The organism is Mucilaginibacter oryzae (assembly GCF_003148845.1).
GTDB lineage: Bacteria > Bacteroidota > Bacteroidia > Sphingobacteriales > Sphingobacteriaceae > Mucilaginibacter > Mucilaginibacter oryzae.
In genome coordinates this window covers 30,413-49,901 of record NZ_QGHA01000016.1, presented here as the reverse complement: position 1 = coordinate 49,901, position 19,489 = coordinate 30,413, and the positions used below count along the sequence as shown (strand labels likewise).

The 19,489-nt window shown below is 44.2% G+C and carries 16 protein-coding genes; 8 read left to right on the top strand and 8 right to left on the bottom strand.

All coding sequences use genetic code 11. The features are described from left to right. Positions 1–37: 37 nt before the first annotated feature. Both ftsH and rsfS read right to left on the bottom strand, forming a co-directional pair. Positions 38–2,155, bottom strand: a complete 2,118-nt coding sequence (gene ftsH / locus LX99_RS23490) for an ATP-dependent zinc metalloprotease FtsH (protein ID WP_109610223.1) — start codon at positions 2,153–2,155, stop codon at positions 38–40. A gap of 90 nt (positions 2,156–2,245) precedes the next feature. Next, the gene (gene rsfS / locus LX99_RS23485) at positions 2,246–2,620 is read right to left on the bottom strand and encodes a ribosome silencing factor (RefSeq protein WP_022829690.1); all 375 of its coding nucleotides are present in this window, start codon (positions 2,618–2,620) and stop codon (positions 2,246–2,248) included. 47 nt (positions 2,621–2,667) lie between these two features. Between rsfS and LX99_RS23480 the strand changes: the two genes are divergently transcribed. The 5 genes from LX99_RS23480 (at position 2,668) to LX99_RS23460 (ending at position 9,037) form a co-directional block, all read left to right on the top strand. Next, on the top strand, positions 2,668–3,441 hold the full coding sequence (locus tag LX99_RS23480; protein WP_109610221.1) for a biotin--[acetyl-CoA-carboxylase] ligase: 774 nt from the start codon (positions 2,668–2,670) through the stop codon (positions 3,439–3,441). Positions 3,442–3,461: 20 nt separating this feature from the next. Beyond that, entirely contained in the window at positions 3,462–3,914 is a 453-nt protein-coding gene (locus LX99_RS23475) for a protein-disulfide reductase DsbD domain-containing protein (protein ID WP_109610219.1), read from the top strand. 20 nt (positions 3,915–3,934) lie between these two features. Continuing rightward, on the top strand, positions 3,935–5,701 hold the full coding sequence (locus LX99_RS23470; protein ID WP_109610217.1) for a protein-disulfide reductase DsbD family protein: 1,767 nt from the start codon (positions 3,935–3,937) through the stop codon (positions 5,699–5,701). Positions 5,702–5,843: 142 nt separating this feature from the next. Further along, the gene (gene pfkA / locus LX99_RS23465) at positions 5,844–6,824 is read left to right on the top strand and encodes a 6-phosphofructokinase (protein WP_109610215.1); all 981 of its coding nucleotides are present in this window, start codon (positions 5,844–5,846) and stop codon (positions 6,822–6,824) included. 485 nt (positions 6,825–7,309) lie between these two features. Then, positions 7,310–9,037 (top strand): glycoside hydrolase family 13 protein, encoded by a 1,728-nt coding sequence (locus LX99_RS23460; protein WP_245928000.1) that lies wholly within the window; start codon positions 7,310–7,312, stop codon positions 9,035–9,037. A 127-nt stretch (positions 9,038–9,164) separates the two neighbouring features. Here LX99_RS23460 and nadD read toward each other — a convergent pair whose 3' ends face one another. The 3 genes from nadD to LX99_RS23445 form a co-directional block, all read right to left on the bottom strand. Further along, a complete protein-coding gene (gene nadD, locus LX99_RS23455) occupies positions 9,165–9,737 on the bottom strand; it encodes a nicotinate (nicotinamide) nucleotide adenylyltransferase (protein WP_022829741.1) in 573 nt (190 codons plus the stop codon). 87 nt (positions 9,738–9,824) lie between these two features. Next, entirely contained in the window at positions 9,825–10,427 is a 603-nt protein-coding gene (gene gmk, locus LX99_RS23450) for a guanylate kinase (protein WP_407937416.1), read from the bottom strand. Between the two features lie 54 nt (positions 10,428–10,481). Then, positions 10,482–11,345, bottom strand: coding sequence for a YicC/YloC family endoribonuclease (locus LX99_RS23445; RefSeq protein ID WP_109610209.1), 864 nt, complete (start codon positions 11,343–11,345; stop codon positions 10,482–10,484). Between the two features lie 244 nt (positions 11,346–11,589). On the opposite strand from LX99_RS23445, the gene LX99_RS23440 reads away from it, so the two are divergent. Beyond that, entirely contained in the window at positions 11,590–12,399 is an 810-nt protein-coding gene (locus LX99_RS23440) for a hypothetical protein (protein ID WP_109610207.1), read from the top strand. Between the two features lie 95 nt (positions 12,400–12,494). On the opposite strand, the gene LX99_RS23435 is transcribed toward LX99_RS23440, so the two are convergent. Continuing rightward, positions 12,495–14,057, bottom strand: coding sequence for a glycoside hydrolase family 10 protein (locus tag LX99_RS23435; RefSeq protein ID WP_109610204.1), 1,563 nt, complete (start codon positions 14,055–14,057; stop codon positions 12,495–12,497). A 335-nt stretch (positions 14,058–14,392) separates the two neighbouring features. Here LX99_RS23435 and LX99_RS23430 point away from each other — a divergent pair, with 335 nt between their 5' ends. After that, a complete protein-coding gene (locus LX99_RS23430; protein ID WP_022829737.1) occupies positions 14,393–15,307 on the top strand; it encodes a hypothetical protein in 915 nt (304 codons plus the stop codon). 320 nt (positions 15,308–15,627) lie between these two features. On the opposite strand, the gene LX99_RS23425 is transcribed toward LX99_RS23430, so the two are convergent. Both LX99_RS23425 and pdhA read right to left on the bottom strand, forming a co-directional pair. Next, on the bottom strand, positions 15,628–17,283 hold the full coding sequence (locus LX99_RS23425) for a dihydrolipoamide acetyltransferase family protein (protein WP_109610202.1): 1,656 nt from the start codon (positions 17,281–17,283) through the stop codon (positions 15,628–15,630). 130 nt (positions 17,284–17,413) lie between these two features. Then, the gene (pdhA, locus tag LX99_RS23420) at positions 17,414–18,409 is read right to left on the bottom strand and encodes a pyruvate dehydrogenase (acetyl-transferring) E1 component subunit alpha (RefSeq protein WP_022831497.1); all 996 of its coding nucleotides are present in this window, start codon (positions 18,407–18,409) and stop codon (positions 17,414–17,416) included. Between the two features lie 468 nt (positions 18,410–18,877). On the opposite strand from pdhA, the gene LX99_RS23415 reads away from it, so the two are divergent. Then, complete coding sequence (locus LX99_RS23415; RefSeq protein ID WP_022831496.1) at positions 18,878–19,483, top strand: C40 family peptidase; 606 nt, start codon at positions 18,878–18,880, stop codon at positions 19,481–19,483. Positions 19,484–19,489: the final 6 nt, after the last annotated feature.

Genomic DNA, 19,489 nt, shown 5'->3' with positions numbered 1-19,489 from the left:
ACCGGCAGTGCCGGTGGTTTGATATTATCATTAAAAATTAAAGTTTCGGATCCTCGCTGTCAATCCTCGAAAGTTCGGGATTGGTAAGCGTATCGGGAATGGCATTGTTATCCACATCCGGATTCAATGCAGCCTCTCCGTTTACAAACTTATCATAAGTGGTACGCTCATCAAACGGGCGCTTGCCCAAAATCTCCTCCAGGTCGGTTTGAAATAGCACTTCTTTCTCTAAAAGTTTTTGCGCTATTTTTTCAAGCCCATCGCGTTTTTCAATCAGCAGGTCTTTGGTTTTTTGATAAACCACGTCAACCAGCTTACGCACCTCGTTGTCAATCATTTCGGCAGTGGTATCAGAGTATGGTTTATTAAACTGGTACTCGCCCTGCGGATCGTAGAATGAAACGTTACCAACACTGGTGTTCATACCATAAATTTTAGTCATGGCATAGGCAAGTTTGGTGATGCGTTCCAGATCGCTCAGGGCGCCTGTTGAGATTTTACCGAAAACGATATCCTCGGCAACACGGCCCCCCATTGATACGCTCATTTCATCAAGCAACTGCTCGGTGGTGTATAAAAACTGCTCTTTTGGCAGATATTGGGCATAACCTAAAGCGGCAACACCACGCGGAACGATAGATACCTTAACCAACGGATCAGCGTGTTCCAGGAACCAGCCCGCGATTGCGTGACCGGCTTCGTGGTAAGCAACAATACGTTTTTCTTCCGGAGAGATGATCTTGTTTTTCTTTTCCAAACCACCGATCACCCGGTCGATAGCATCCTGGAAGTCTGTCATATCTACCGACTCCTTGTTTTTACGGGCGGCAATCAGCGCGGCCTCATTACAAACGTTGGCTATTTCTGCGCCGGCAAAACCAGGTGTTTGGGCTGATAGCTTCTTGGCGTCGACACCATCGGATAATTTGATAGGCTTTAAGTGAACCTTGAAGATTTGCTCGCGACCGATCAAATCCGGCTTATCGATAGACACTTGCCTGTCGAAACGGCCCGGGCGCAATAATGCAGAATCCAGTACATCCGGACGGTTTGTTGCAGCGAGGATTATAATACCTGAATCGGTACCAAAACCATCCATTTCAACCAGTAACTGGTTCAGGGTATTTTCGCGCTCATCGTTACCGCCAACAATGTTGTTTTTACCACGGGCGCGACCGATGGCGTCAATCTCATCGATAAATATGATACAAGGAGCTTTATCTTTTGCCTGGCGGAACAAATCACGCACACGTGATGCACCTACGCCCACAAACATCTCCACAAAATCAGAACCTGAAAGCGAGAAGAACGGCACCTGGGCTTCGCCTGCAACAGCTTTTGCCAGCAAGGTTTTACCTGTGCCCGGCGAGCCTACAAGTAGCGCACCCTTAGGTATCTTACCACCCAGGTTAGTGTATTTTTTAGGGTTTTTAAGGAAATCAACAATTTCCATAACTTCCTGTTTGGCTTCTTCCAAACCGGCAACATCGTTAAAAGTAACCGTTACCTGGGCCTCTTTATCAAACAGGGTAGCCTTTGATTTGCCTATATTGAAGATCTGCCCGCCCGGGCCGCCTCCTGAACCACCGCTCATCCGGCGCATGATAAAAATCCAAACGCCTGCAAACAACACCACCATAATTATGCCCTGCACCAACCAGTTTGATAACAGGCTTTCGTGGCCCTGCTCAAAGGTAACCGGAACTTTCTGGTCGTCGGGTACATCTTTTTGCGCATCGGCAATTGACTTTTTCAAGCTTTCGTAAGTGGCATCAGTAAACGAAAACTGTGGGCCGCTGTTGCTGGTATTGGTATTGAAAATACTCTTGTCTTTTTGCGCGTTGTTAACAAAATATGGTTTGGAGAGGCTCGACTTTTTAATGTAAACCTCAGCCACTACCAGGTCGCCGTTTTTATAGGCTACAATTTTTTCAACATCATTGGTGCGAAGCATGTTGGCCTCAAACTCCTTAAAATTAACCAACTTCCCGCTACCGTTGGTCATCAGCGTAGGAATCAGTAAAAAAGCTAAAATAACAATGCCGTAAAGCCACATGATGTTAAACTTGGGCGGCTTGGGTGATGATGGCCTTTTATTCACAATTTTACGGATAGGTCTGGGATTTTCTGACTTAGAATCTTTAATATCTTTCATTTCTTTAAACGAGCTCAAACTTACAATCTATAATTTAAATTTTACGCGGTAACAGCAAGACTATGCGTTGAGCCTTTATGTGACGAATGTTTATGCACTTTTATAATATTTAATTTCGGCATCGCCCCACAAATCCTCCACTCCATAAAACTCACGTTTATCGGTCCTGAATACATGAACTACAACATCCACGTAATCAAGCAAAATCCACTCGCCGTGCTCAATACCCTCTTTGCGCCAGGGATCTTGCCGGGTGGCCTTGAAAATTTCTTCCTCAATACTATTCGCAATTGCTTTTACCTGTGTTGACGAATCGGCGTGACAAATCACAAAATAATCTGATACCGAACTGAATATATTACGGAGGTCTAACCTGATAATATCATTGCCTTTTTTTTCCTGGATACCATGTATGGCCAATTCCGAAATATAGGCAGATTCACTTAACACTTTGTTTTTTACCATCAAAAAGAATTAGTTTTGAACGTTTTTGAGTATAAAATTATTACACATTGCAAAATAACATATTTTCAGGATTATTTGTTGGTCAAAATTTAGTAACAATTAAACAAGTCGACTCCACAAATAGTTTCCTTAAAAATTTATTGTCAAATTCCACGCCAGTATCCGAAGGTACGGTCATTATGGCAGAAGAGCAATATGCCGGCCGGGGCCAGCAGCAAAATACCTGGCATAGTGAACCGGGCAAAAACCTCACTTTCAGCCTCCTGCTCAAGCCGCATTTTTTGCCCCCTCATCAACAGTTTGATCTGAACAGGGCCGCGAGCCTTGGTGTGTACGATGCTTTATACCCGCTGCTTGGCGATCAGTTAAAGATAAAGTGGCCCAATGATATTTACTACGGCGACCGAAAACTTGGCGGCATGCTGATTGAAAACACTATTCAAGGCGACAGTCTTAAAGACTCGGTAGTAGGTATCGGCATCAACATCAACCAGGAAAATTTCCCGGAAGGGGCGGCAAACGCCACTTCGGTAAAACAAATCTTACAAAAGGATTATGATTTAACCCTGATATTATCTGAAATTTGTAAGTGCATAGAAGCGCACTATTTAAAACTTAGGGCCGGGCAAACAGAATTGGTGAGGAATGCATACCAACAGCACCTTTACTGGTTAAACGAAGAGCGCAGTTTTGAGTCAGACAGTGGTATATTTACCGGGATGGTAAAAAACGTGCTTCCGGAGGGTTTGCTGGTTATTGCAGATACTAACGGACGGCAAATGGAGTTTAACCTCAAAGAATTGAAATTTTTAAACAAATAAATAATAACTACAAAACACAAATGAAGAAACTATTGGTATTGGTAACCGCGCTTATTATCAGCGCCGGCGCTTACGCACAAATTGAATCGCCGGTAAGGTGGTCGTACGCGGCAAAGAAGGTGAATGACAAGGAAGCTATTGTATTTTTAAAAGCAACCATACAGAGCGGCTGGCATATTTACTCACAAACCGGAAAAGATGGCGGACCAATTAAAACTTCATTCGAGTTTAGCCCGTCAAAATTATATACCCCTGTTGGCAAAACCACCGAACCAACGCCGGTTACCAAATTCGAAAAATCATTCAACATGAATGTAAGCTATTTTGAAAAAGAGGTGGTGTTTAGCCAAAAGATCAGTTTAAAATCGCCAAAAGCTACAGCCGTTACCGGTAAATTAACCTACATGACCTGTAACGACATGAAATGCCTGCCCCCCGAAGATGTTGATTTCACTATCCCTTTAGGTAAATAATCAGCAACGCTTTAGTAGTCATGAAATTATCAGATAAAGGTGTTATCCTGCGCGCCGGGTTCATTACATTAATTACCCTTTTTATTTTAAACATAGCCGCAGTAAACCCTGTTTACGCGGTGCAGAAAAAAGCTGCCGATACCACCGTATCGGCAGCCGATGTTACATTTACAGATATCCCCACCGCTGCCGACAGTATTGCAATCAGGAAAAAGCACCTGGATTCGGTTAAAAAAGCCGATGCGGCAAAAAAAGCGGTAGCCAAAACTTCTGCATCAAAAAGTAAGGGCGAAAAGCCAAAAACGCTTTGGCAAATTTTTATTGAGGGCCTTATAGGCGGCTTTACAGCGGTGATCCTCCCTTGTATTTACCCGTTGCTGCCGTTAACCGTTAGTTTTTTTACCAAAAAAAGCGGCAACAAAAGCAAGGCGGTGATGCAATCGCTTATTTATGGGGTATCCATCATTGTAATATATGTTACATTGGGCTTGCTGATCTCGATCATTTTCGGGTCCGACGCGCTGAATGAGCTGGCAACCAACGGAATATTTAATATTTTCTTCTTTTTATTGCTTGTGGTATTCGGAGCCTCGTTTTTGGGGGCTTTTGAAATTACGCTGCCAAGTTCATTAGCCAATAAACTTGATGAGAACTCCGATAAGGGGGGCCTCGCCGGAATATTTTTTATGGCGGCCACTCTGGTTGTGGTATCCTTTTCATGTACCGGCCCTATCATCGGCACTTTACTGGTTGATGCCGCCTCAAAAGGCGACAGATTGGGCCCGGCGATGGGTATGTTCGGTTTCTCGCTGGCACTGGCATTGCCGTTTACCGTATTCGCGTTATTCCCATCCGCATTAAAAACTTTGCCAAAATCCGGCGGGTGGCTTAACAGTGTAAAGGTTGTTTTGGGCTTTTTGGAACTGGCCTTCGCGCTTAAGTTTTTGTCGAACGTAGATTTAGCCTACCATTGGCATTGGCTGGACCGGGAAGTGTTCCTTTCCCTTTGGATTGCCATAGGCTTGCTTGTTGGCTTGTACCTGATAGGGAAGATCAAATTTTCGCATGACAGCGATGTTAAATACCTTACTATTCCCCGCACTTTTCTGGCTATAGTGGTGTTCGCGTTTGTTGTTTATATGATCCCAGGCTTATGGGGCGCTCCTTTAAAATCCATCAGCGCGTTTTTACCGCCCGAAGGCACACAGGACTTTAACCTTTCTGCCGTACCCGATGCTGGTTCTGCTGTTGTCGGCTCCAATGCGGCCAGCGTAGCTTTACCGGTAAATATCGGCAAACCAAAATATGCTGATAATTACACCAGCATTAAAACAAGGGGACTTGATGCATGGTACGATTACGACCAGGCCCTGCAGGTATCAAAAGCGCTGCACAAACCCATATTGATAGATTTTACAGGTTTTAACTGCGTTAACTGCCGTAAAATGGAAGCTGATGTATGGTCGGACAAAGAAGTTTTCCGTCGGATTAAAAACGATTTTGTACTGCTGCAATTGGTTGTTGACGATAAAGCCGATTTGCCGGTGGCCGAACAGTTCACATCTGATTACAGCGGCAAAAAAATCACAACCCTGGGCGGTAAATGGAGCGACCTGGAAGCCAAACGCTTCAACGCCAATTCGCAGCCGCTTTATGTTATGCTTGATAGCGATGGCAACCTGTTAAAGGATGCTGCGGGTAATGAAATAGCTCCGCTGCCTGCCGAATATCACATACCATTGTACATTAAATTTTTAGATAGCGGCATTTCGGCGTATAAAAAATAACAATCGGGTAAAAAATTAGTGTAAATTCGCGCAAAATATTAAATGCCGCGTTTTATTGGTTGGCGGCGTTAATCAGCGAACAATATTTATAACCCTAATTAAGTTATGAATAGGGAAACCTATATCATAACCACAACAAAAAATGACTCAGATCAAAAATATCGGCGTTTTTACATCCGGTGGTGACGCTCCTGGTATGAATGCCGCCATCAGGGCGGTGGTACGTACCGCAATGTACTATGGAATTGAGGTTACGGGTATCCGCCGTGGCTATGATGGCATGGGCAAAGGCGAGTTTGTAACCATGAACCGCAAATCGGTATCAAACATTATTCAGCGCGGCGGCACTATTTTAAAAACCGCGCGTTGCGATAATTTCCGCACCCCCGAAGGCCGCAAAAACGCTTACGAACAGTTGTTAAAACATAAAGTTGATGCCCTTGTAGCCATTGGCGGCGACGGTACTTTTACCGGCGCCAAAGTTTTTGGAAACGAGTATGACATTCCGGTTGTAGGCTTACCCGGCACTATTGATAACGATTTGGTAGGGACCGACTTTACTATTGGTTATGACACGGCTATCAATACAGTGGTTGACGCGGTAGATAAGATACGCGATACCGCCGAGTCGCACGATCGTTTATTTATTGTCGAGGTAATGGGCCGCGATTCGGGCCTGATCGCTTTACGTACAGGTATAGCTACCGGCGCAGAGGCTATCCTGATCCCCGAAAGCAAAACAGGACTGGAAGGTTTATTTAACCGTTTGGAGTTTGGCCGTAAAGATAAAACATCGCGTATTGTAATTGTTGCCGAAGGCGATGATACCGTGGGCGGCGCTTTTGAGGTTGGCCGTTTGGTGCAGGAAAAATTTCCTAATTATGACACAAGGATCTCTATTTTAGGTCACATACAACGCGGCGGTGCGCCAAGCTGTATGGATAGGGTGTTGGCCAGCCGTGTAGGCGCGGCAGCCGTTGAGGCCCTGCGCGACGGTCACCGCAACGAAATGATCGGCTTAATTAACGGTGAAATTGCTTATACGCCGTTTGAGCACGCCATTAAGCACCACCAGGGTATTGATCCTAATATGATTAAGCTGGTTGAGATGTTATCGATGTAATATCAGCTGAAGCGATAATAAAAAGAGGCTATATCATGGTGGTGGAGTGAACCCCAAAATCATGGTACAGCCTCTTTTACTTTGATAAAAAGCTATTAAAGACAACTGAAAAATTATTCAATCATCTGATTTCATATATTTGTTATATACACAAATAAATGGCCATAAAGTCATATCTTTTCACACCCTACAATCAGCAACAATCCTCATTTATTGACTTTTTAAGCCTCGACTGGCCATAACATAAAAGAGGAAGCATCGTTTTCATTGTAACAAAGCCCTCTTTTGATAACAGGACACAGCCTCTCCTTTGCAGGGCTGGGATAAAGGCCTTTTCACCTAAGCAATGCCTGCTATGTTTTTGAAAAAAATTGCCCTGGAGTAACTTGCTGGTATTTGCTTGTTTAACAAATTGTTGTTACATTACTGCTATACTTTGCCAGTATAAACCAATAATTCCTGCTGTTTCATTTTAGTTGATCGTTATGATGAAGAAACTACTTTTCCTTTTGATAGCAACTGTTGCCTTGCAGCTGCCTCATTTATTATGCCGTGCCCAAAATAAAGCGGATACATTAAACCGTAAATGGTGGAAAGAAGCCGTAGTTTACCAGGTTTACCCCCGCAGTTTTAAAGACAATAACGGAGACGGGATAGGAGATTTGAAGGGGATTATATCCAGGCTTGACTATATTAAAAGTTTGGGTGTTGATGTGGTTTGGCTTAACCCGATCTATGGTTCGCCGAATGATGACAACGGTTACGATGTAAGCGACTACCGCAATATTATGACGGATTTTGGCACCATGGACGATTTTGACGCCCTGTTAAAAGGCATGCATGCAAGAGGTATAAAACTGGTGATGGATTTGGTGGTAAACCACAGCAGTGATGAGCACCAATGGTTCAAACAAAGCAAAAGTTCGCGCGGTAATCCTTACCGGGAGTATTATCATTGGTGGAATGCTGAGCAAGGCATACCACCGTACCGTTATAGTCTTTTTGATGTTAACCACGATGCATGGCGCTATGATTCGCTTAGTAATGCGTATTACCTGCATTATTTTTCGCGCAAGCAGCCTGATTTGAATTGGGAAAATCCAAAGCTCAGAAACGAGGTATATGACATTATGAAATTTTGGGCCGATAAGGGAATAGACGGCTTCAGGCTCGACGCCTTCCAGTTTGCGGCCAAGGATACCACCTTCCCGGCCTTTCCGCGCGGATTTGAAAAAAACTTTACGCAATATTATGCCATGCAGGGCAATTTACACGGCTATCTGCAGGAAATGAACAGGCAGGTGCTGCGCAAATACAACCTCATGAGTGTTGCGGAAGGCGCCGGCAATACCTTTGAGGACGCCCACAACCTGGTGGATGCCGACCGGAATGAATTAAACATGGCCTACGCGTTTGAAGGTGTGGATATTGCCAGGCCCGAAGGTTATAGCGTTATTCACTTAAAACAGGTGTTTACCAAATGGGATAGCGCATTTGCAGCGAAGGGGTGGTTATCGGTTTTCCTGGCCAACCATGACCAGGCCCGGCTGGTGAGCCGATTTGGTAATGATAAGCCGGAATTCAGGGAACTCTCTTCAAAAATGCTTTCCACATTTTTAATGACCATGAGGGGCACCCCTTATTATTACAATGGCGATGAACTGGGCATGACCAACGCCGGGTTTACCTCTATTGATGATTACAGGGATGTACAAACGCTTAATGAGTACCGGCGGCTAAAAAACACGGGTGGCGATTTGTCAAAATACCTGCAACGGATAGCTTTTGAAAGCAGGGATAACGGCCGCACACCTTTTCAGTGGAATAGCGATAATAACGCCGGGTTTACAACCGGCACACCATGGATAAAAGTGAATCCTAACTATAAAATCATTAACGCCGCGCTGCAGGAAAAAGACGCGAACAGCCCGTTAAATTATTTCAGGCGGTTGGTGAAACTCAGGAAGGACAACCTGGTGCTGGTATATGGGAAATATACGCTGCTTGACGCGCAAAACCCGGATGCCTACACCTATACACGCGAGCTGGATGGCAAAAAACTATTGATCATGCTAAACTTTAGGGGCAAACCCGTTGACACGAACACCGGCGTTGATTTTGCAAAAAGCAGGGTTTTAACGGGGAATTACAGGCAGCCATCAAAAAACGGAAAGTTATTACCTTATGAGGCTGTTGTTTATGAATTAAGATAGCTGGGGTTTAACGGCCTACTGCTCCAATACCTTTTTGAAGGTAACATCATCAACATTCACCACCTTAAAATAAGCGTTATCATCTCATTTACCAAAAATGGCCGCGAATGATTACATTTTATAGCTTTTATCTGTACAAACTCTTACTCTCAATAAACTTCAACACCGAATCGGGTACAAAGTACTGTACATTCTTTTTTTCGGCGATGGATTTACGGATAAAGGTTGCCGAAAGCTCCATTTGTGGTGTCATGGTGATGGTAACTGAGGGATGATCGGCAAGTTCTGCGTTCTCATAGCCCGGGCGGGGATATACATAAATGCGGTAATCGCGCAGGATAAGCTTGTAATTTTTCCATTTATGCAAGGTGCCCAGGTTGTCTGACCCCATAATGAGGGCAAACTCATGCTCAGGATATTTTTCCTTTAAGTGTGTGAGCGTATCAATAGTGTATGATGGTTGCGGCAGTTTAAGTTCAACATCGCTCACGCTGATGTTTGTGGCATTATCAGTAGCCAGGCGGGCCATCTCCAGCCTGTCGTAAGTATTGATCAGGTCGCCGTATTTTTTCAGCGGGTTTTGGGGCGATACCACCAGCCATACCTTATCAAGCGTAGTATGGTTAGCCATATAGTTGGCAATAATTAAATGCCCTATGTGTATAGGATTGAACGAACCAAATAGTAAGCCTATTTTCATATTTGCCCCTAACCCCCTAAGTGGGGAATAAAAGTTAGTAGATTAAAAAAGACCCTATGTACAAAATGAGTTTTTCGTACTCCCCCTTCAGGGGGCCGGGGGGCCAATAAACGCGCTCACTAATTCCTCTGCTTCCCTGCAAGCCGTTTCAAGATCGTAATTCTTTAGGATAATATCAAACTGCGGAGCGTATTCAAGCTCTTTTTCGGCTTTGGCAAAGCGTTCCTTAAGCTTTTCTTCACTGTCTGTACCCCTGCCGGTTAATCTTTCAATTAAAACCTCCAGCGATGGGGGCTGAACAAATATAGCCAGCGCCTGTGCGCCGTATTTACGCTTAAGGTGCAAGCCGCCTTCAACATCAATATCAAAAATTACGGTTTTACCCTTTGCCCAGATGCGCTCAATTTCTGTACGCAGGGTTCCGTAAAAAGTCCCGGTATAAACCTCTTCAAACTCAACAAACTGCTTTTTGGCAATACGGTGCAAAAACTCTTCCTTGCTGATAAAGTAATAGTCTTTTTCGTGCACCTCATCGCCGCGGCGCTCACGCGTGGTTGCCGAAATGGAAAATTCGAGCGCTGGGATCTTGCCCAGTAAGTGATGTACTATAGTGGTTTTGCCGGCACCCGACGGAGCCGAGAATATAATGAGTTTACCGTTTTGGCTCATAGTTAATGGATCATGGTTCATGGTTGGTTTTTAGTAAATGGAGTGCCATGAACTATGAACCAACAACTATGAACTTTACAATACGTTTAAAAGTTGTTCTTTAATTTTTTCAAGCTCTTCTTTCATACCTACAACCAGTTTCTGGATATTGGCATCATTGGCCTTTGAACCCAGGGTATTGATCTCGCGACCGATCTCCTGCGAAATAAAGCCCAGTTTTTTGCCGTTGGCATCGGCGTTTTTAAGAGTTTCGATAAAATATTCGCAATGGGCCTTAAGCCTTACCTTTTCCTCGGTGATATCAAGTTTATCGATATAATAGATCAATTCCTGCTCAAAACGGTTTTGGTCGATAGCTTCGCGGCTGGTGGCTTCGGCTAAAAATGTATCCAGCCGTTCACGGATCAGCGGGATACGTTTAGGATCTTCCAGCTCAACCAGTTCGAGATTTTTAAGTATAGTGCCGATGCGCTGTTTCAGGTCCTGCTCAATTACATTGCCCTCCTGCGCCCTGAAATCCTGGAAAGCGGCCAACGCCTGCTGAAACGTTTTCTCAACAGCTTTCCACTCGTCTTCAGATATGGTATCCTCTTCGTATTTCACTACCTCGGGCAAACCTAAAGCCAGTTGCAACAGGTTACCGGTTGGTTCGCCAAGCTCTTCGCTTACGGTTTTTAGCTGCTGATAATAGTGTTTTAACAACTCTTTATCGATACCGGCAGCTTTAATTGCCTGGCCCACCTGTTCAACATTGATGGATAGGTTTACCTTGCCCCGCTCAATCAGCTTGCTGCAATCAGTACGCAGCTGAAACTCTTTTTCGGCGAAAATTTTCGGCAAACGAAGCGATAATTCTAAAAATTTGCTGTTCAGGGATTTAACCTCTACGGTGTATTTTGTATTGCCTGTATCAAAATTGGCAATTCCATACCCTGTCATGGATTTTATCATGTGCAAAGATAGCATTTTTGGAGATTAGTTAGTTAGAGGTTGGAGGTTGGGTTGATTTCGGATTTCGGATGTTCGATTTCGGATTTAAAAAAGTTTAATTTTCGGGATGATTGTTAAAAAAAACTAATCTCTAACCTCCAATCACTAATCACCGGCGCGCAAGCGCGCGCTTTAACACTTTTTCACATTTAGTATAAAATACAGTTTATATATTTACGTTCAATTATAATTGATGCGCACCCGTTTTTACCTGCATATAGTTGGCATGCTATGCCTTTTTTCCATCAGCGCTGCTGCACAGGAGTTTACCCTGAAGGGCATTATCTCCAAAAAAAGTTCGCCCGACAGGGTGGGCCAGGTGCTGATTAAAGACCTTAATACCAAGGTAATGATGCTGAGCGATGATGTTGGCTGGTTTACCATTAAAACCCGCATAGGAGATACCCTGCTTTTTACTAAAGAAGAATATACGCCCCTAAAGGTAGTGGTGCTTAATAACAGCGATATGCCTGTTGCAATGCAACCCATTATTAAACTAAACGAAGTTAAAATTGTGGGGCAAACCAAACGCCAGGAGCTGAACGAGGTTATGAACGAGTATAAAAAGCAGGGTAGTTATTACAATGGTAAGCCGCCGGTATTATCCATGCTCTCAAACCCCTTGCAGGGAATTTACGAGCTTTTTGGCAAAACACCCAGCCGTGCGCGCCGCTTCGCGCGCGATGCCAAAAGCGAATTGGAACAGGCCGAAATTAATAAGCGCTATAACATCCCATTTGTTAAGCAATATACCGGTTTAACTACAGATACGCTGGCCCGCAAGTTTATGAACTACTACACCCCAACCTATCAAGACATTAAAGGCTGGACACAGTACGATCTTATTAAACACACCCTGAAAGCGTATAATTATTATAAAGACAGTAAAGACAAAAACGAGCTGGAAAGCCTCAACAGCCCAACTTTTATTCAGCAGGATACCACGATAAAGCTTGGCGAAGGACCGGTGCAATTTAAAAAGCCCGATCAGACAAAGCCTTGATTTTGATCGATCTGAAAAATTCGGATTGCTATCGCTGAATAACTAAACCGGTATCATTCAAATCCAAAACCGAACATCCGAAATCCGATATTAAATTACGGTACCGTAACCGCTATAGTGGGCGACCGCTCGCTTTCGTTTTTCATCCTATCCAGCGCGGTGATCACATAAAAATAAGTTTTGCCCTTTATCACCGTGTTGTCATCGTAGTTTAAAGCAGTATCGTACTTAATTTTTAAAATATTTTTAGGGTTGTCGATATTGATCTTTTCACCATCATCAAACCTGTAAATCACGTAGCCGTAAACGGGTTCTTCGTCTTTGGCGGGTGCGGGGGTAAGCCATTTTAATGATACTGTTTTTCCGAGGGCCTTTGCAGTAACCTGTTGCGGCGCATTGGGTGGTATCGAATCGCGCCAGAGCATTACCGGCGGCAGGGCCGGGTACCGGTAATAATTATCGCGCAGAGAATCGGTAAAACCCAACGGGTTATTGGTAAGCGAGCTTGAGCTGAAATATACGCTGCCCTGCACCCTCGGGTTATCGCGGATCAGCTGGATTTGTTGCGGCAGTTGCGATGGGTTTCTGAAGGCGAGCACTTTGCGCTCGTTAATACGGTATGCCGCCTGTCCTATGTATAAGTGCCTGCCAAACGTATTATCGCTCCACCAGCTTAGCAGTTTTTGAAAATCGGCGGCGCGGTTGCCTATTTGCCAGTAAAGCTGGGGGTTAATATAATCTATCCAGCCTTCCTGTACCCATTTGCGGGTATCGGCGTAGTTTTCATAATATGAAGAACCGCCGTTTGTTTCTGAACCCTCTTCATTTTGAGCTTTATTGGCCCAGATACCGAAAGGGCTGATGCCGAATTTAATGTTAGGATCATGCGCGTGAACGCTGTCGGCAATCATATGGATTAGCAGGTCTACGTTATGGCGGCGCCAGTCTTTAATATTATCATAACCCTGGCCATACTGCTTAAATGTCTCTTCATCGTTTATTTTTTGCCCGGCGATAGGGTACGGGTAAAAATAATCGTCCATGTGTACGCCGTCTATATCGTAATTATCAACCACGTCCAGTATCACCTGCACAATATAGTCGCGCACTTCGGGCAGGCCGGGGTTAAAAGTTTTGATGCCCCCGTACGTAAAAAACCACTCAGGCTTAATTTTAGTGATATGCTGCGGACTTAACGCGGCAAAGTTACCATCAAAGGTGGCGCGGTAAGGGTTAAACCAGGCGTGCAGCTCCATACCGCGTTTGTGGGCTTCGGTAATGGCAAATTCCAGCGGGTCATAAGCCGGGCTTGGTGCCTGCCCCTGCCTGCCGGTTAAATATTTTGACCATGGCTCGCGGCTTTTAGCATAAAAAGCATCGGCGGCAGGCCTAACCTGCAACATCACGGCGTTAATGCCCGTTTCCTGGTGCGAGTTGAGGATATTGATCAGTTCCTGTTTCTGCTTATCAGATGGCGATCTGGAATTGGTAGGCCAGTCAATATTAACCACCGTTGCTATCCATACCCCCCTGAATTCGCGCTTGGGCTGCATTTTTACATCAACCGGGGCGGGTACAAGTTCGGCGGGTTGCGCGTTGACGCCCAGGCCTGCCAACAAGATAATAACAAGGGGTATAAGACGTTGAAATATATGCATTAAATAGATTTAATGGTGAAAGCTGCAAAGATATAAACTCATAACGTAGCGGCTTTATTGTGAAGTATAAAAAACGAAGCCTTATTGTGTTTTAAACATATTGTATTTATTTTAGCTTTACGCCTACACAATTACGCAGTAAAATTTATTAAAAATCATATTTTTAGTGTTTTAACGTTCAATACGTTTAAATGCCTGAAATAAAACAGCCTGTATAAACCTGCAGGAAAACCGGTTATATCATTTAAAAGTTGATGTAACCTAATTTTTTAAACACAATAGTAAAACCGTTGTTATAACACGGCTTACTATGCTAAAACTAAATACTAATTGCTATGGAAAACCAGTCTGGGCAAGAACCTAAAAAAAATTCGAATGTTATTTATTTCTTAATTGTGGTTGTACTTGCTTTGTTAGGAACCGATGTTTACCTGTACCTGCAAAAAAACAACTCGGATAAGAAGATAGTTTACCAGCATGATGAGCAAACACGGTTGCAAACCGAACTGGACAGCCTCGAATCGCAGGTGGAGCAGGTTACCGCCGGTAAAGCCAAAATGACCGCCGAACTTACCGCTAAAAACGATTCATTAAAATCAACCATTAAAGTACTCAGAGCTAAACTGGCTAAGGGCAAGCTTACCGCCCGGGAGCTGGCTAAAGTGCAGGAAGACGTTAAACAGCTGCGTTATTTCGTTACCAATTACACTGCGCAGATTGAAGAGCTTAAAAAGCAAAACACATCCCTGGCCACCGAGCGCGATACATTGAAAACCAGCCTGGCCACGGTATCAAAAAAGGTTGATACGCTATCCAAACAAAACGAAGATCTGGGGGCCAAGGTTAAAGTAGCCCAGGCGCTCAAGCTGGCAACGTCTGATGTGGTTGCCTACAAAATAAAGGGCAGCGGCAAAGAGGTTGACGTTACCCGGGCCAATCCTGCAAAAAAACTAAAAATAAACTTTACCGTTGCAAGTAACACACTGGCTAACAAAGCCATGCATGATATTTATGTACGGGTGATCGATCCTACAGGCAACCTGATCACCGCTCCTGATTCGGGCACCTTCAGCGCCGATGGCCAGGACTTACAGTATACCTATAAAACTTCTATTGATTTTAAAGACGACGGTGCGCAATATACCATCGACTGGATCAACCCCGCCCTGCCATTCCAGAAAGGTACTTATACCATTATGTTATACGCCGACGGCGGTACCATGGGGAAAACAAGCATAACGCTTAAATAAAAATAGCACAGGCAGCTTTGAAGAAAGCTGTGCAACAAAACTCCCGGCAGACTATGCGCCGGGAGTTTTTTATTTTACTTTTTTTGCTGATGGTGTTGATCATTGCCCTTTCGCTGGTACACGCGTGTCGCTTGTCCTCCGTATGCTCAACAATATCTTACACAGCCTAAAAGGCACACGCGGCACACGTGCGCCAGCTAAAGTAACCCATAGTGTAAAATTACTTAAGTCTTTTACTTAAGTAACAAAAAAAGCGATGAGCCTAAACCCATCGCTTTTCGAAATCCGAAATCGAAAATCCGATATCCGAAATCAATAAATTATATCAACAGCCTTACCGGCTCTTCTAACAGTTGCTTTAAGGTTTGCAGGAAGGCAGCAGCTGTAGCACCATCAACCACGCGGTGGTCGGCGCTCAGGGTTACCTTCATGATGTTGCCGGGTACTACAGCACCATTTTTAACAACCGGAACAGCCTGGATACCGCTTACTGCAAGGATACAAGCATTTGGTGTGTTAATGATGGCAGTAAACTCGTCAACGCCAAACATACCTAAATTTGAAATGGTGAAGGTTGAACCTTCCATTTCGGCTGGTTGTAATTTTTTAGATTTTGCTTTGCCGGCAAACTCTTTCACTTCAACCGAGATGTGGCTTAATGATTTACCATCGGCAAATTTAATAACCGGTACTAACAAACCTTCATCAACGGCAACAGCTACACCAACGTGAACGTGCTCGTTAGTGCGGATCTTATCGCCAAGGAACGATGAGTTGATAGCCGGGTGCTGGCGTAATGCAACAGCACAAGCCTTAACTACAAAATCGTTAAATGAAATTTTAACCGGGGCAACTTCATTCATACGGTTACGGGCGGTGATAGCCTGGTCCATATCAATGCTCATGGTTACATAGAAATGCGGAGCAGTGAACAAGCTTTCGCTTAAGCGGCGGCTGATCGCTTTACGCATTTGGGTAACCGGCCTTTCGCTAAATTTCTCTTCGCCTGTAAAGGTTGGCAATACGATAGGCGCTTTTGCTGGTGCGGCAGACGGAGCAGCGGCAGGCGCGGCTTCGGCAGCTGGTGCGGCGGCTTTAGCGGATGGCGTATATTCCTCAACATCCTTTTTGATAATCCGGCCGCCTTCGGCGCTGCCTTTTACATCATTAAGGTTGATGCCTTTATCTTTAGCAATTTTACGTGCTAATGGAGAGGCTTTCACGCGGCTGTCATCTTCAGAGGAAGTTGCAGTTGCAGCAGCAGGAGCAGCATCTGATGATTTGGTTTCAGCAGCGGGTGCGGCAGCTTCAGCGGCTGGGGCCGAACCACCATCCTGTAATAATGGAGTTATGTCGGTACCTTCTTTACCTACTATAGCAATAATATCGTTTACTTTAGCGGCTTCGCCTTCTTTTACGCCTATATATAATAAAGTGCCAGCTTCGTAACCCACAACTTCCATGGTAGCCTTATCGGTTGCCACATCAGCTAATGAATCATCAGCTTTTACTTTATCACCAACTTTAAAGTTCCATTTTTCAATGGTGCCTTCGGTCATGGTATCGCTAAGCAACGGCATGCGGATCACCGTAGCCGGAATGCTCGAAAGGTCAACCTTAGGGGCGGACGGTGCAGGAGCAGCGGCAGGCGCTTTATCAGCTACCGGGGCAGCTTCTTTAGCCGGTTCTGCAGCAGGGGCGCTTCCAGCCTGGTCAAGTAATGATTTGTAATCTTCGCCCTCTTTACCTAAAATGGCAATAACGGCATCAACCGGGGCAGCGCCGCCTTCCTGTATACCGATATACAGCAGGGTTCCGTCCTGGTACGATTCAAAATCCATGGTAGCTTTATCGGTTTCAATCTCGGCTAATACATCGCCTGATTTTACCTTATCGCCAACTTTTTTATGCCATTTAGCCAATACCCCTTCGGTCATGGTATCGCTCATCTTAGGCATTTTTACTACTTCGGCCATATACTATTTATATGTGTTTAATTTTTTAGTACTTCTTTGTAGTCCGAAAGTCCGATCTCTGCAGTCCGGAAGTTTTTTGACTAATAACTTCCGACTTAAGACTCCAGACTTAAAACTTTCGACTTAAAACTTAATCCCTGATATAAGGATAATCTTCCTGAACATATACGTCGGTATACAATTCAGAAGCATCCGGCCATGGTGATTCTTCGGCAAATTGCACCGCTTCATCAACTATAGCTTTAATCTTAGCGTCCATTTCGTCAAACCATGCTTCATCAGCATATTTTTCGGTAAGGATGGTTTGTTTTGTAGCCTCTATCGGGTCTTTTGCTTTGTAGCTTTCCAGCTCTTCTTTGGTGCGGTACTTTTGCGGATCGGACATCGAGTGGCCTTTGTAGCGGTAAGTACGCATTTCCAGGAAGGTTGGGCCTTCGCCTGCACGTGCACGCTGAACGGCTTCGTCCATCGCTACGTGAACAGCTGCCGGGTCCATACCATCAACCGGCGAAGAAGGAATACCGTAAGGCAAACCTAATTTATAAATATCAGTTTGGGCTGTAGTACGCTCAACCGAAGTACCCATGGCGTAACCATTGTTTTCGCAAACAAATATTACCGGCAATTTCCAAAGCGCAGCCATGTTAAAGGTTTCGGTAAGCGCGCCCTGGCGTACGGCGCCATCACCCATGTAAGCGATGTTTACAAACTCGGTGCCTTTATATTTTTCGGCAAAGGCGATACCGGCACCCAGTGGCACCTGGCCACCCACAATACCGTGACCGCCGTAAAAATTCTTTTCTTTATCAAACATGTGCATGGAACCGCCTTTGCCTTTTGAGCAACCGGTTACTTTACCATACATCTCGGCCATAATAGCTTTTGGCGTAACGCCTTTGGCAAGCGCGTGTGCATGGTCGCGGTAGGCGGTAATTAAACTGTCTTCAGGTTTAATTACAGACATGGCTCCGGCCAAAACAGCCTCCTGCCCAATGTACAAGTGGCAAAAGCCCCTTATTTTTTGCTGTCCGTATAATTGCCCTGTTTTTTCTTCGAACCTGCGCATCAACAGCATCTGTTCGTACCACATCAGGTAGGTGTCCTTAGTTATTTCGATTGAACTCATGTATTAAACAACCTTTTTGGAGTAAAGCGCAAATCTAATTATATCCTGCAAAATATCGAAACATCAGGCAATTTGTTGCAAAATTTTATTTGGTGCGCAAACCTTTGTTACTGAGCGCCCAATTACCCCAATATAAGTTTGGCATGCTCAAGCCATACCGAATAAAATGTAAAAAATATTCACAGCAAAGCAATAAATTATTGTTTGGTTAAGTTTAATGGAGATTATCCTCATCGGTCAAGGAAAAATATGCCCGAAATAATTACAACTAAATTACATATCAACGCGTAAAAAAGCGCGTTTTCTTAATACATGTGCAATAAGCGGCTCTTTTTTATCTTTTTTGAAAAAAAAGCACCAATTATTTGCAAATAAATAAATAATAGATAGTTTTGTAGGGAACGATAGACACAGTGTCTTTTTTAATGAACAATTTGTTGTCCCTAACTCAACAAACAAACTGATTAAATGAAGAAATTTGCCCTCGCTATTGCCCTCTTTTTCAGTGTCGTAGCCTCACAAGCTCAAACCAAAAGTGCAGCAAGCACCAGTGATGACAGCAAAGACGACCAGGAAAGTTTAGGCAAAGCATATTTTTCCCAAATTATGGGAGTTGCTTTGTCGGCCACCTCAAACATGAAACTTTTTCACTTTGTTTACGATTGGATTGGTACCCCTTACCATTTTGGCGGAAGCTCAAGAAGAGGCATTGATTGTTCTGCCTTCACTAAGGAATTGTACAGCGAAGTTTTTAACCTTGATATTAAACGCAACTCCCGCGATATTTTTAGCATGGTTAACCCGGTTGCTAAAGATGAGTTGAAAGAAGGTGACCTGGTGTTTTTTAAAATTCACAGCCGCAGTATTTCGCATGTAGGCATTTACCTGGGCAACAACAAATTTGCCCACGCCTCGTCAAGGGGAGTAGCCATCAGCAGTTTGGATGACGCCTATTACAGCCGTTACTTTTACAAAGGTGGCCGGTTATTAGCCTCTTTTAAAAATGAGTTTAAAGGCTCGGCATCCACCGGTAATAACGACATGGGCGATGACGTTGACGAAAGTAAAAACTAAACGATT

Coding starts and splice junctions, on each gene's coding strand:
- ftsH (WP_109610223.1), bottom strand. CDS start 2,155: ATGAAAGATATTAAAGATTCTAAGTCAGAAAATCCCAGACCTATCCGT.
- rsfS (WP_022829690.1), bottom strand. CDS start 2,620: ATGGTAAAAAACAAAGTGTTAAGTGAATCTGCCTATATTTCGGAATTG.
- LX99_RS23475 (WP_109610219.1), top strand. CDS start 3,462: ATGAAGAAACTATTGGTATTGGTAACCGCGCTTATTATCAGCGCCGGC.
- LX99_RS23470 (WP_109610217.1), top strand. CDS start 3,935: ATGAAATTATCAGATAAAGGTGTTATCCTGCGCGCCGGGTTCATTACA.
- pfkA (WP_109610215.1), top strand. CDS start 5,844: ATGACTCAGATCAAAAATATCGGCGTTTTTACATCCGGTGGTGACGCT.
- LX99_RS23460 (WP_245928000.1), top strand. CDS start 7,310: ATGATGAAGAAACTACTTTTCCTTTTGATAGCAACTGTTGCCTTGCAG.
- nadD (WP_022829741.1), bottom strand. CDS start 9,737: ATGAAAATAGGCTTACTATTTGGTTCGTTCAATCCTATACACATAGGG.
- gmk (WP_407937416.1), bottom strand. CDS start 10,427: ATGAACCATGATCCATTAACTATGAGCCAAAACGGTAAACTCATTATA.
- LX99_RS23445 (WP_109610209.1), bottom strand. CDS start 11,345: ATGACAGGGTATGGAATTGCCAATTTTGATACAGGCAATACAAAATAC.
- LX99_RS23440 (WP_109610207.1), top strand. CDS start 11,590: ATGCGCACCCGTTTTTACCTGCATATAGTTGGCATGCTATGCCTTTTT.
- LX99_RS23435 (WP_109610204.1), bottom strand. CDS start 14,057: ATGCATATATTTCAACGTCTTATACCCCTTGTTATTATCTTGTTGGCA.
- LX99_RS23430 (WP_022829737.1), top strand. CDS start 14,393: ATGGAAAACCAGTCTGGGCAAGAACCTAAAAAAAATTCGAATGTTATT.
- LX99_RS23425 (WP_109610202.1), bottom strand. CDS start 17,283: ATGGCCGAAGTAGTAAAAATGCCTAAGATGAGCGATACCATGACCGAA.
- pdhA (WP_022831497.1), bottom strand. CDS start 18,409: ATGAGTTCAATCGAAATAACTAAGGACACCTACCTGATGTGGTACGAA.
- LX99_RS23415 (WP_022831496.1), top strand. CDS start 18,878: ATGAAGAAATTTGCCCTCGCTATTGCCCTCTTTTTCAGTGTCGTAGCC.